13 protein-coding genes are annotated in these 12,366 nt (G+C 71.8%); 6 read left to right on the top strand and 7 right to left on the bottom strand.

Annotation, left to right across the window (positions count from 1 at the left end; translation table 11 throughout):
* Window positions 1-7 precede the first annotated feature (7 nt).
* Both AB0L95_RS13515 and AB0L95_RS13510 read right to left on the bottom strand, forming a co-directional pair.
* The gene (locus AB0L95_RS13515) at window positions 8-460 is read right to left on the bottom strand and encodes a DoxX family protein (RefSeq protein WP_365161365.1); all 453 of its coding nucleotides are present in this window, start codon (window positions 458-460) and stop codon (window positions 8-10) included.
* Window positions 461-663: 203 nt separating this feature from the next.
* Window positions 664-1,308, bottom strand: coding sequence for an HNH endonuclease family protein (locus tag AB0L95_RS13510; protein ID WP_365161363.1), 645 nt, complete (start codon window positions 1,306-1,308; stop codon window positions 664-666).
* 398 nt (window positions 1,309-1,706) lie between these two features.
* Between AB0L95_RS13510 and AB0L95_RS13505 the strand changes: the two genes are divergently transcribed.
* The gene (locus AB0L95_RS13505) at window positions 1,707-2,288 is read left to right on the top strand and encodes a TMEM165/GDT1 family protein (protein WP_365161361.1); all 582 of its coding nucleotides are present in this window, start codon (window positions 1,707-1,709) and stop codon (window positions 2,286-2,288) included.
* 268 nt (window positions 2,289-2,556) lie between these two features.
* Window positions 2,557-3,222, top strand: a complete 666-nt coding sequence (locus AB0L95_RS13500) for an HAD family hydrolase (RefSeq protein WP_365161359.1) — start codon at window positions 2,557-2,559, stop codon at window positions 3,220-3,222.
* 20 nt (window positions 3,223-3,242) lie between these two features.
* Here AB0L95_RS13500 and AB0L95_RS13495 read toward each other — a convergent pair whose 3' ends face one another.
* Window positions 3,243-4,364 carry a peptidoglycan-binding domain-containing protein gene (locus tag AB0L95_RS13495; protein WP_365161357.1) on the bottom strand — a complete coding sequence of 374 codons (1,122 nt, stop codon included), beginning with the start codon at window positions 4,362-4,364 and terminating at the stop codon, window positions 3,243-3,245.
* Window positions 4,365-4,553: 189 nt separating this feature from the next.
* On the opposite strand from AB0L95_RS13495, the gene AB0L95_RS13490 reads away from it, so the two are divergent.
* Window positions 4,554-6,698, top strand: a complete 2,145-nt coding sequence (locus tag AB0L95_RS13490) for an MDR family MFS transporter (protein WP_365161355.1) — start codon at window positions 4,554-4,556, stop codon at window positions 6,696-6,698.
* Here AB0L95_RS13490 and AB0L95_RS13485 read toward each other — a convergent pair.
* Complete coding sequence (locus AB0L95_RS13485; RefSeq protein WP_365161353.1) at window positions 6,695-7,234, bottom strand: GNAT family N-acetyltransferase; 540 nt, start codon at window positions 7,232-7,234, stop codon at window positions 6,695-6,697. The two genes, AB0L95_RS13490 and AB0L95_RS13485, sit on opposite strands and share 4 nt — an antisense overlap.
* 203 nt (window positions 7,235-7,437) lie before the next feature.
* Here AB0L95_RS13485 and AB0L95_RS13480 point away from each other — a divergent pair, with 203 nt between their 5' ends.
* On the top strand, window positions 7,438-8,115 hold the full coding sequence (locus tag AB0L95_RS13480; protein WP_365161351.1) for a hypothetical protein: 678 nt from the start codon (window positions 7,438-7,440) through the stop codon (window positions 8,113-8,115).
* Between the two features lie 5 nt (window positions 8,116-8,120).
* Entirely contained in the window at window positions 8,121-8,738 is a 618-nt protein-coding gene (locus AB0L95_RS13475; protein WP_365161349.1) for a hypothetical protein, read from the top strand.
* Window positions 8,739-8,876: 138 nt separating this feature from the next.
* Here AB0L95_RS13475 and AB0L95_RS13470 read toward each other — a convergent pair whose 3' ends face one another.
* Window positions 8,877-9,296, bottom strand: a complete 420-nt coding sequence (locus tag AB0L95_RS13470) for a DUF1992 domain-containing protein (RefSeq protein ID WP_365161347.1) — start codon at window positions 9,294-9,296, stop codon at window positions 8,877-8,879.
* A 118-nt stretch (window positions 9,297-9,414) separates the two neighbouring features.
* Between AB0L95_RS13470 and AB0L95_RS13465 the strand changes: the two genes are divergently transcribed.
* Entirely contained in the window at window positions 9,415-9,810 is a 396-nt protein-coding gene (locus tag AB0L95_RS13465) for a hypothetical protein (protein WP_365161345.1), read from the top strand.
* Window positions 9,811-9,835: 25 nt separating this feature from the next.
* Here AB0L95_RS13465 and AB0L95_RS13460 read toward each other — a convergent pair whose 3' ends face one another.
* Both AB0L95_RS13460 and AB0L95_RS13455 read right to left on the bottom strand, forming a co-directional pair.
* On the bottom strand, window positions 9,836-10,510 hold the full coding sequence (locus AB0L95_RS13460; protein WP_365161343.1) for an O-methyltransferase: 675 nt from the start codon (window positions 10,508-10,510) through the stop codon (window positions 9,836-9,838).
* Between the two features lie 204 nt (window positions 10,511-10,714).
* The gene (locus AB0L95_RS13455; RefSeq protein WP_365161341.1) at window positions 10,715-12,052 is read right to left on the bottom strand and encodes an MFS transporter; all 1,338 of its coding nucleotides are present in this window, start codon (window positions 12,050-12,052) and stop codon (window positions 10,715-10,717) included.
* Window positions 12,053-12,366 lie beyond the last annotated feature (314 nt).

Raw genomic sequence — 12,366 nt, 5'->3', positions numbered from 1 at the left:
GGGCGGGTCAGCCCGCCACGGGCTGCGAGGCGCGCTCCTGGTCGGCCATGGCCGAGCGGGAGTCGACGAGACGGTCGAGGCCCAACGCGCCGGAGCCGGTGAACCCCAGCAGAAGGAAGGCCCAGCAGAAGAGCACCGACAGTTCGCCGCCGTTCTGTATCGGCCACAGGGCCGCCGACTGGTGGACGTCGAAGTACGCGTACGCCATGGAACCCGACGCGACGAAGGCGGCACCGCGGGTGCCGAGGCCGAGCAGCACCAGGGCGCCGGCCACCAGCTGGATCACGGCGGCGTACCAGACCGGCCAGGTGCCGGTCGGCACGGTTCCGCCGTGGGAGCCGACGGCTCCGCCGAGTACGCCGAACAGCGAGGCGGCGCCGTGGCAGGCGAACAGCAGGCCGATCACGATCCGGAACATTGCGATCGCGTATGGCTGCGTTCTGTTGAGGTGAGCGGTCATGTGGGGGGCTCCTTCGGTTCGGTTCCGGTCCGCGAACAGACCGGTCCTGGGGACGAAAGCCGATTGAGCCGTAAGGTTAGGCGAACCTAATTTGTGCTTGCAAGTTCAACATTCAGCCATGCTTCCGCTTCCCGCCGCGCCCCCTCGTCCGTCGCCCCGCGCGGCACAGGGGCGGCGGGCGAGGGTGGGCAGAGGCCGGGGGGTCAGCAGGCGGAGAGGTAGTTCTGGAGCGCGCTCTTCTCGGCCGAGTCGACGGAGAGGTTGTAGTAGTACTTCACCTGCACCCAGGCGCGGACGTACGTGCAGCGGTACGCCGTACGGGACGGCATCCAGGTGGCCGGGTCCTGGTCGCCCTTGGCCTGGTTCACGTTGTCGGTGACGGCGAGCAGTTGCGGGCGGGTGACGTCGTTGGCGAAGGCCTGGCGCTGGGCCGTCGTCCACTTGCTCGCGCCGGAGTCCCAGGCCTCGGCGAGCGGGACCAGGTGGTCGATGTCGAGGTCGGAGGCGGCGGTCCAGGTCGCGCCGTCGTAGGGGGAGTACCAACTGCCGCTGGTGGCGGCGCAGGAGGAGTCGGTGACGACGTTCGAACCGTCGCGCTTGAGGATGTACTCGCGGGTGTTGCAGGTGCCGCTGATGGTGATCCAGGTCGGGAACAGGTCGCGGCTGTAGCCGGTGCGGTTCTCCGTCGCCACGGTGAGCGAGGCGAGGTAGCTGCGGGCGGTGGCGGCGCTGACCGGTGTAGGGAGGGCGGCTGAGGCGGTCGGACTGTTGAAGAGTCCGACGGAGGCTATGAGGCCGGTGAAGGCCGCGAGTATGCTGAGCCGTCGACGCGCGTAGACCTTGGACATGCGAACTCCCGTGTGGGGTGGGGGTGTTGGAGCGTGAGCCAGGACATGGTCGCGAGGGGTTGTTGCCGGAAGGTGTGCCTTCGGTAAGAAGCTAATGACGTGTACATGACGTGACAAGTGCTGTGACATGACTTACGGGCCCCGTGATGCCGCCGGGCGGTCGCGTAGCATGGGGGGCGCAGAAGGGGAGTAGCTCTTCGCCGGACCGTCGACACACTGCTCAGCACGTCTGAGCCGGCGCCCGGAGGCGGGTCCTCGTCAGAGGACCGGCCAGCGAGACCTTCGGCAAGCAGTGCACGCCCGTGCCTTACGGCATGGGCGATCCGTGCGCTGCCGTGCCGAGGTGTCCGCGCAGATCACGCACTCTCGGCGGGGCGGCCCCGACCGATTGAGGAATCTTGATCAGCATCACCGTCACGGCGCTCGTCTTCGGTGTCATCTTCCTGGCCGAGCTGCCGGACAAGACGGCCCTCGCCGGACTCGTCCTCGGTACGCGCTACCGCGCCTCGTACGTATTCGCCGGTGTCGCCGCCGCCTTCCTGCTCCATGTCGTGCTCGCCGTCGCGGCAGGCAGCCTGCTGACCCTGCTGCCGCAGCAGATCGTGCACGGGATCACCGGTGTGCTCTTCCTCGGCGGCGCCGCCGTGCTGCTGCTGAAGAAGGGCGATGACGACGAGGAGGTCCGCCGGCCCGAGAACCAGAGCTTCTGGAAGGTGGCCTCGGCGGGCTTCATGCTGATCCTCGTCGCCGAGTTCGGTGACCTCACCCAGATCATGACCGCGAACCTCGCGGCGCGTTACGACGACCCGCTGTCCGTGGGTCTCGGCGCGGTGCTCGGCCTGTGGGCGGTCGCGGGGCTCGGCATCGTCGGCGGCAAGGCGTTGATGAAGAGGGTGCCGCTGAAGCTGATCACGAAGATCGCGGCGCTGCTGATGCTCGGGCTCGGGGTGTGGAGCCTGTTCGAGGCCGTGGCGGCGTGACGCCTCACGGCTTCCCCGGGGGCCCGGACTCGGATCCGGACGCGGCTCCGGAGACGGATCCGGGCGCGGATCCGGGCGCGGGGGCGGTGGCCGGGCGGTGAACGGCTGATGGCGGTGTACCGAAGGCTTCGAGGGACCGGTGGCGTGACGGCGACTCGTTTTGTACCGTAGAGAAACAAAGTGGCTCCCGCCCACCTCCCCTGACCGGTGGGCGGGGCCGCCTTGTCCCCTCGGGGCGTACCCGGCCCCCTCCCCGCCCCTTGGAGCCATGCCGATGACGGCCACGACCTTTCTCACCGCCCGCGCCCTGCTGCTGGACATGGACGGCACCCTCGTCAATTCCGATGCCGTGGTGGAGCGGTGCTGGCGGCGGTGGGCCGACCGGCACGGGCTGGACGGCGACGAGGTCATGAAGGTCGTGCACGGCCGCCAGGGGCACGCCTCGATGGCCGTACTGCTGCCCGACCGCCCCAAGGAGCAGAACCACGCCGACAACGCCCGCATGCTCGCCGAGGAGACCGCCGACATGGACGGGGTGGTCGAGGTCCCCGGCGCCGCCGCGTTCCTCGCCTCCCTCGCCGGGCTTCCGCACGCCCTGGTGACGTCGGCGGACGTGGCGCTGTCCACCGCGCGCATGGCCGCCGCGGGGCTGCCGCTGCCGGAGCTGCGGATCACGGCCGAGAGTGTGGGGGCGAGCAAGCCGGACCCCGAGGGGTTCCTCAAGGCGGCCGCCGAACTCGGCGTCGACCCGGCCGACTGTGTGGTCTTCGAGGACTCCGGCGTGGGCATCGCCGCCGGGCGCGCCGCCGGGATGCGGGTGGTCGGCGTCGGTTCCCGGGCCGGGCTGCACGGTCCGGACGCACTGGTCCAGGACCTCACCGAGGCACGCGTGGAGTCCACGCCGGAGGGCGCGATCCGGCTGCACCTCGGCTGACCGGGGGCGACGGCCGCCGGTCAGGGCCTGTCCGTCTCCGACTCCAACTTCGCCCTCGTCCGCGGCCCGTACACCCCCGGATCGTCCTGGGTGACACCACGGGCGATCTGGTACGTGCGGACCGCGTACTCCACCTGGTCGCCGTACACCCCGTCGGCGGGGCCGACGTAGAGGTTCAGCTGCCGCAGCCGCAGTTGCAGTTCCTTCACCCCGGGGCCCTCGTCGCCGGGGCGCAGGGCCTGGGTCTGGTACTGCTGCCCGGCGCCGCCCTGGCTCGGGGAGGCGGTGGTGGTCGTCTGCGCGGTCGTCGTGCCGCTCGGGGCGGGAGAGGCGGACGGGGGCGCCGACGGGCTCGACGGTGGTGAGGGGGAGGGCGCGAGGCTGGTGCTCGGCGGCTCGGTCGTACGCGTCGCCGGTGCCGGTGCGGACGCCGTGGGCGGTGGTGCCGAGGTCCCGCCCTGGGGCGAGTCCTCCGGGACGCTTGCGCGGATGCCGTCGGGCAGTGCGCCGTCCCGATGCGGCGGGTGGTACGAGAACGGCCCGCCGACGAGCGCCGCGGCGGCGACCGCGACGGTCACCGCGCCCCCGGCGGCGAGCAGCACGGCACGCCGCCGCCGACGCGGGGGCGTGCCGTGCTGCGATGCCTCGGGATCCGGTACGGCGCCGAGCCGCACGGTCTCGTCGGACACGGGTGCGGTGCCGCCGTGCGGTAAGTGCGGCACCTTACCGAGCCGCACGGTCTCGTCCGTCCCGCCGGCCGCGGACCCGGCACCGCGCACGGTCCCCTCCGCCGCAGCCGCCATGGGCGCCCTCTCGTCCACGGACCCCGCGCCCCGCTCCGGTACCGCCGGACGGCGCAACGTCCCGTCCGGAGTGCTCGCTCCCGCGTCCTCGGCCGCCTCGGCCCCGGAAGACCCCCCGGCAGCCGCAGCCGCCGGACCCTCCGGTCCCGGCCCGGCTGCCCCCAGCTCCACATACGGCCGAATCAGCAGCGGATCGAAGTCACCCGCCGCTGCCGCCTGTGCCGTACGCGCGTCCCGGAGGGCGTCGGACGCCCGCTGGGTGCATCCGCACGACGGCGTTCCGTCCGGCCTCCGTGGCGCCTCGCACTCCGGGCAGGCCCGTTCGTTCGATCCGCTCACGCGTGGGTCCCCTCCCGCCGAATTCCAGAGATTATGCAGATCTCCCTCACGGAATCTCCCAGGAGCCCCCGGAACCCCCGCTTCCCCTCGGGATTCAACAGGCCATAACCGGTCATACCGCCCAGGATGGGAGTGCACGATGGACGAGAGCCCCACAGGTCGACCACCGTCCACGGGAGGAGGCCTTTCATGACCAGCGACGCGCAGGACAGGACGGGAGAGGCTGCGGAGGTGACGGACGCGGCGGACACAGCCGTGCCGGAGTCACCCGGCGGCGGCCCCGGCGGCCCGTTCGGCGGACGCCGCACCGTGCCCGCCGACGAGAGCGTGCACGGCGGCGTCATCGTCTCCATCGGCGCGCTGCTGCTCGGCATGTTCCTGGCCGCCCTCGACCAGACGATCGTGGCGACCGCGCTGCCCACCATCGTCAGCGACCTCGGCGGCCTGGAGCATCTGTCGTGGGTGGTCACGGCCTATCTGCTGGCCTCGACCGCGGCGACGCCGCTGTGGGGCAAGCTCGGCGACCAGTTCGGCCGCAAGACGCTGTTCCAGGCCGCGATCGTGATCTTCCTGATCGGCTCCGCGCTGTGCGGCATGGCGCAGAACATGCCCGAGCTGATCGCCTGCCGGGCCGTCCAGGGACTGGGCGGCGGCGGGCTCATGGTGCTGTCGATGGCGATCGTGGGCGATATCGTCCCGCCCCGGGAGCGGGGCCGCTACCAGGGGCTCTTCGGCGCCGTCTTCGGCACGACCAGTGTGCTCGGACCGCTCCTCGGCGGACTGTTCACCCAGCATCTGAGCTGGCGCTGGGTGTTCTACGTCAACCTGCCCATCGGGATCATCGCCCTTGCCGTGATCGCGGCCGTCCTGCGCATCCCGAGGAAGTCGGAGCGGCATGTCATCGACTACGTCGGCACCTTCCTCATCGCCGCCGTCGCCACCTGTCTGGTCCTGGTCGCCTCGCTCGGCGGCACCACATGGGCCTGGGGCTCACCGCAGATCATCGGCCTGGCGGTGCTCGGTGCGGTCCTGCTTGTCGCCTTCGTGTCTGTTGAGCGCCGGGCGGCCGAACCCGTACTGCCGCCGAAGCTCTTCCGCGTCCGCACCTTCACGCTCTCCGCCGTCATCAGCTTCATCGTCGGCTTCGCGATGTTCGGCGCGATGACGTACCTGCCGACCTTCCTGCAGGTCGTCCACGGCATCAGTCCCACCCTGTCCGGGGTGCACATGCTGCCGATGGTGGCCGGGATGCTGCTGTCGTCCACCGGTTCCGGCCAGATCGTCAGCCGTACCGGCCGCTGGAAGGTCTTCCCGGTCGTGGGCACCGCGGTCACCATGATCGGCCTGCTGCTGCTGCACCAGCTCAACGAGTTCAGCACCACGGCCGAGATGAGCGTCTACTTCTTCGTCTTCGGTCTGGGGCTCGGCCTGGTCATGCAGGTCCTGGTGCTGATCGTGCAGAACGCCGTCAGCTACGCGGACCTCGGCGTCGCCACCTCCGGTGCCACCTTCTTCCGCTCCATCGGCGCCTCCTTCGGCGTGGCCGTCTTCGGCGCGATCTTCGCGAGCCGTCTGGGCGGCCAACTGACAACCGCGCTCACCGGACGCGCCGTCCCGGCGGGCATCACCCCCGACACCCTGAAGGCCGATCCGCGCGGTATCGCGGCCCTCCCGGCCGACGTGCGGCCCGCGGTCCTGCACGCGTTCGCCTCCTCCATCACCGACGTCTTCCTCTACGCCGCCCCGGTCGCCCTTGTCGGCTTCGTGCTGGCGTGGTTCCTGCGCGAGGACAGGCTGCGCGGTTCGGTGACGGCACCCGACGTGACGGAGACGCTGGCGAGCAACCCGGTGGAGCGTTCGTCGTACGACGAGGTGTGCCGGGCGCTGTCCGTCCTAGGTTCACGCGAGGGACGTCGCGAGATCTACCAGAAGATCACTGCGCGGGCGGGCTACGACCTGTTGCCCGGCGCGAGCTGGCTGCTGCTGCGGATCAAGAAGTACGGCTGGGCCGAGCCGGCGATCCTCGCCGAGCGCAGCATGGTCCCGCTGAACGTCATCCTCCAGGCCTCCCGCCAGGTGGAGGAGCGGGGGCTCGCGCGGCGCGAGGGTCTCGACCTGCTGCTCACCGAGCGGGGCCGCGAGGTCGCCGAGCGGCTGTACGAGGCTCGTGAGGAGTCCCTGGCCGAACTGCTCGGCGACTGGTGGGGGCCGGACCGCCCGACCGACCTGCGCAGCCTGGTCAAGGAGCTGAACGCCGAGATGTGCGGCTGCGACGCGGAACGCCCGCACGACCGTACGGGCACGCGGACGAGGACGCCCGGACGGCCTCTCTAGGTCCCGGACCCGGGCACCGGGACCCCGGACCCGGACACCGGGACCGGTGTCAGCGGCTTGCTGAACCAGTGCTCTGCGTACGGCTCGTCGTTGTGCGGCTCGGTCTCGACGTACCCCAGGCGGGTGTACAGAGCGCGGGCCTCCACCAGGTCATGGCGGGTGTCCAGGACCATCCGCCGTGCGCCGAGCGCCCGCGCGTGGTCCTCCGCGGCGCTCACGAGGAGCCGGGCCCCGCCCTTGCCGCGCAGGTCCCCGCGCAGGAAGACCCGCTTGAGCTCGGCCGTGGCCGGGTCCGTCAGCCGTACCCCCGCGGTCCCTGCCGGTTCGCCCGCGTACCGCGCCACGAGCAGCACCCCGCCGGGCGGCGCCAGCTCGGCGCCGGTCTCGGCGGCGATCTCCCGCTCCAGTTCGTCGGGGTCGGTCGAGCGCCCCTCGTGGAGCCGGTACCAGCGGTCGCTGACCTCTGTGTAGTACGCGCGCCACAGCGCGAGGGCGACGGGTGAGTCGGGGCGTTCGGGGGCGACGGTCCAGTTCACGCGTGCCATTGTCCGGACCTCCGGGAGGCGCCCACAACCGGATATGCGGGCGGGACACGACCCCGCGCGCGGACCCCTGCCCCCGCGCCGTGACGCACGCCCGGTGAGGGCGGCCTCCGGTTGCGCGTGGCTCGTTTGGCGGCCGCCCTGAGGGCAACCCGGCTGGAAGACGGCCCGCCGGGCCGGGAGAACGGAAGGCATCCATGTCCACTGGCCTGATCATCGCTTTGATCGTGATCGTGATCGTGGCGGCCGTCGTCGCGGGCTCGGCCGCCGTCGCCCCGCGTACCCGGGGTGTGTGGGGCGGACGCGGGCTCAGGCGTCGCTTCGGACCCGAGTACGAGCGTGCTGTCACCCGGCACGACGGGGACGCCAAGGCCGCCGAACGGGAACTCGCCGAACGGCTGAAGAAGTACGGTTCGCTGCGGGAGCAGCCGCTGGAACCGGCCGAGCGCGAGCGGTACGCGGCGCGCTGGACCGCCGCCCAGGAGCGCTTCGTCGACTCCCCGAGGGACGCGGTGGCCGAGGCGGACCGGCTGCTCGCCGAGCTGGCGGGCGCACGGGGCTTCCCCGACGGCGGGCGCTACGAGGAGCAGCTGGACGCGCTGTCCGTGCACCACGCCGACCATGTCCAGGGCTACCGCCGACTGCACCGGGCCGCCCAGCCCCCGGCCGCCGGCGACGACGACGGCCGCACGGGCACGGAGGAGATGCGGAAGGTCCTGCTGGAGGCCCGCGCGCTCTTCGAGGACCTCGTCGCCCCCGCGTCCCGGCAGCGGGCCGGGGCCGGAGCGGACGGGCCCGGGCAGACCGCCGGGCGCACCGAGGGACCGTCCCGTCTTCCGTGGGGCTTTCACCGGCAGCATGCGAAGGGGAGTTGAGGGTGATGACTGATCGGACAGCGGGCGGAGGCGACGCACGCCGGGCCGAGGGCGAGCTGCCCCCCGAGCGAACCGAGCGACGGGAGGCCGCCGATGCGCGGTCCGAGGGGATCGCGCGCCGCAGGGAACTGGGGCCGGAAGGGACCGATCCGCGAGATGCCGCCGATGTGCGGCCCGCGGGCGTCGGGTACCGGGAGGAGGCCGACATGCGGTCCGAGGAGACCTATCGCGAGGCCGCCGGACTGCGCCCCGAGGGGGCCCGGTACCGGGAGGCCGCCGGTCCGGGAACGGCCGGGGCCCGGGAGTCCGCGGCGTTCCGGCCGGAGGGCACCTCGGGACAGGCACGGCTGCTGCCGCGGGAGGAGTGCGAGCGGTTCGCACAACGCCTGCAGCACGCCGTCGGCGAGTTCGTCGACGAGCCGCGGGACGCCGTGGAGGAGGCAGACCGAGTGGCGCAGGAGGTCGTCTCACGGCTCTCGGAGGCCGTGGCCTCGCGGCGGCGGACCCTGAAGGCGTCGTGGCAGGACGCGGGCGACGACGCACGCGGCGGCACCGACACCGAACAGCTGCGGCTCGCCCTGCGCGACTACCGCGTGACCGTCGAGCGGCTGCTGAATCTGTGAGGCGGCGGCCGTAGGGCGGAAGGAGGCCGCCGGACGCGGACGGGGCCGGCCCGGGAATCATGTCCCCAGGCCGGCCCCGTCCCGCTATCCGGATGTCCCGGTCTCCCGGCACAGCCCGCTCCCACGCGCCGTCGGGCCTCAGCCCGCTCCCTGCGTGCCCGCCCGGTGTTCGTGCCACTGCCGTACGACCTCCTCGACGTCGTACGGCTTGAGGCCCAGCGGCGGGCCCGGCGGCGGCTTGAACATCATGTCGCGGATCTTCACATTGAGGGCCTCGACCATCCGGCGCACCACCCGCTCGGACGGAGCCGCCGCGACCGCGAGGAGCGTGTCCTCGGCCTCCTTGCGCAGGGCCAGTGTCGGCGGCAGGACCGCGAGGCCCTCGCGGGCCATCTTCCGCTTGATCCACCACAGTTCGTCGTACACCGTCTCGGTGACCGAGGGCGAGGGCTCGCCCGCGCCGGGGAGGTTCGCGAACTCTCCGCGTTCCTGAGCGTCCCGGATCTGTTTGTCGGCGAAGGACTCAAAGCTGACGCCCGGTGGCTTGCGCTCGGTCATGGGTCCATTGTGCAGGACGTCACCCGACGCGGCGATCGGGCGAATTATCATTCGGCCGCGGACACCAACCCGGCTCGCCCGCAGGACACTTGAACCGCTGCCCCCAGGAGGAGCGCACGTGCTCGAACTCACCATGGCCTCGGTCTCCGCGGCGGACGCCGGGGCGACGGCCGGCATGCTGATGGCCGACGCCCCCAGCGACCCGGGAACCATGCTGCGGGTGGGCCGGGACGCGGCCCTGTGCCGGCTCGTGACCCCGGACGACTGGCTGTTCGTCTCGCGGGTCCACCTGGAGTTCCTGTGCGGTCCGGAGGGCGACTGGCAGGTGAGCTGGCTGCGCGGCTCCCTGGCCGAACCCTCCTCCGAGGTGACGCTGGCCCTGACGGGGCAGCCCGCCCAGGCCCTGCCCTACGGCGCCACGGTCCCGCTCCCGCACGGCGGCTCGGGCGAACTGGTCGTGCGCGACCGCACCGCGCCGCGCACCGTGAATGTGGCCTTCTACCACGAGGCATAGGGCCAGGGGGGCGCACACGAGTCCGTCAAGCCACCACCCGTGCCAGTGCGAACCCGTCGTGCCCCTTGCTGCCCACCGTCTGCACCGCCGTCCCGGTCAACTTGGGGTGCCCCGCGATCAGTTCGAGTGCGGCACGGGTGCCCTGCAAGGTCGGGTCGTCGCTGTCGGCCTCGGTGACCCGGCCGGAGCGCACCACGTTGTCGAGGACGATCAGGCTGCCGGGGCGGGTCAGTTCGACGGCCCACTCGACATAGTGCGCGTTGTTGGCCTTGTCCGCGTCGATGAAGACCAGGTCGAACGGGTCCGGGTGCTCCTCGGCCAGCTTCGGCAGCGACTCCAGCGCGGGGCCGACGCGGACCTCGGCGATCCGGTCCAGGCCCGCCCGGGCCAGGTTGCGGCGGGCGACCTCGGCGTGCTTCGCGCTGTACTCCAGGGTGATCAGCCGGCCGTCCGCGGGCAGTGCGCGGCCCAGCCAGATCGTGCTGTACCCGCCGAGCGTGCCGATCTCCAGGATGCGGCGCGCACCCTGGATCTGGGCGAGGAGCTGGAGCAGCTTCCCCTGGTTCGGCGCGACGTTGATGGGCGGGAGTCCGGCCGCCTCGCTGTCCCGCAGGGCCGCGGCGAGCACCTCGTCGGCGGGGGAGAGGAGGGTGGTGAAGTACGCGTCCACGTCGTCCCAGAGCTGTTGCGCTGTGCTCATGCACCGTCCCTTTCCTGAACCTGGTTAGAACATCTAACTAGTCTCGCTAACGAATATAGCCGGGTCGGGGCGCGCTGTCAGCGGATATCCGGCCACGGGCCGGGATGTCAGCCGATCGGGGGAGGCGGCCGGGGCAAACGCGCGACGGCGCCGCGGCCGGCGGTGTGCCGGGCGCGGCGCCGTCCGGGCGCGCGGGGTCGGGGGTCAGTGGGCGACGCGCTCCACTGCCGGGGCCGACCCCGGCAGTGGGCGGCCCGCCGACTCCGCCATGAACCACACCGAGGCACCGCCGATCACGGCCGCCGCCATCATGTAGTACGCGGGCATCATCATGTTCCCGGTCGCGCCGATCAGTGCCGTCACCACCAGCGGGGTCGTGCCGCCGAACAGCGACACGGAGACGTTGAAGCCGATCGAGAGCGAGCCGTAGCGGACCCGGGTCGGGAAGAGGGCGGGCAGCGCCGCCGGCATCGCCGCCGTGAAGCAGACCAGCAGCAGCCCCAGTGCGCCCATGCCGAGCGCGACCGCGAGGAGGCTGCCCTGCCGGATCAGCAGCACCGCCGGGATCGACAGCGCCAGGAAGCCCGCGCAGCCCGCGGCGATCACCGGGCGGCGGCCGACGCGGTCCGTCAGTGCGCCCGCGAACGGCTGCACCACCATCATCAGCGCCATCACGCCGAGCACGACCAGCAGTCCGTGGGTCTCGTCGTACTTCAGCTCACTGGTGAGATAGCTCGGCATGTACGACAGCAGCATGTAGTCGGTGACGTTGAAGACGAGCACCAGGCCCATGCACAGCAGCAGCGCCTTCCACTGGCCGGTGACCATCTCGCGCAGCGGCACCTTGGGGCGGTCCGCCTCGGCCTTAGCCACCTCCGCCGCGAACGCCGGGGTCTCCTCCAGACGCATCCGCAGATACAGGCCGATGATGCCCATCGGGCCCGCGATCAGGAACGGGATGCGCCAGCCCCAGGCCACCAGGTCCTCGGCGGACAGCAGCGCCGTCATCAGGGTGACGAGGCCCGCGCCGCCGATGTACCCGGCCAGCGTGCCGAACTCCAGCCAGCTGCCGAAGAAGCCGCGCTTCTTGTCCGGCGCGTACTCCGCGATGAACGTGGACGCGCCCGCGTACTCACCGCCGGTCGAGAAGCCCTGGACCAGGCGGGACGCCAGCAGCAGGATCGGCGCGCCGACGCCGATCACCGAGTAGGACGGGATCAGACCGATCGCGAACGTGCCGACGGCCATCATGATCATGGTGAGGGCGAGCACCTTCTGGCGTCCGATCCGGTCGCCGAGCGGGCCGAAGACCATGCCGCCGAGCGGGCGGACCAGGAAGGCCGCGGCGAAGGCGCCGAACGTCGACAGCAGCTGCGCGGTGGCGTTGCCGGACGGGAAGAAGACCTTGCCCAGCGTCACGGCGATGTAGCTGTAGACACCGAAGTCGAACCACTCCATCGCGTTGCCGAGCGCGGCGGCCTTGACGGCACGCCTGACCAGCGCGGGGTCGGTGACGGTTGGCCCGGGGTGGGCCGGGGACACGGGGGCGACGGGTGTTGTGGGCGGTGCGACGGTCGGCAAGAGTCCGCTCGCCTGCCTTTCTCCGGGGACAGGGACAGGCGCGCCGACGTGCGGCGGGCCGGTAGCCCCCCACGAGGGCGGGCTCAAAGGACCATAGGGGCACTTGTCCACGTTACGTAAGGTGACGATTTCGCTCCCGAGTGTGGCTAAACGTGGTGTATGCAGGGATGACGGCCCGCTCCCGCGCGGCCTGACGCCGTCACATTTGTGATCCATGTCGCGCACTGTGGAGGGAACCGTTCCGCTCGCACGGCTATCGTCGTGCCGACAACGGC

Source organism: Streptomyces sp. NPDC052036, assembly GCF_040680495.1.
Taxonomy (GTDB): Bacteria; Actinomycetota; Actinomycetes; order Streptomycetales; family Streptomycetaceae; genus Streptomyces.
Note: the sequence above shows the minus strand (reverse complement) of the source record. Positions and strands in the feature narration are given on the sequence as shown.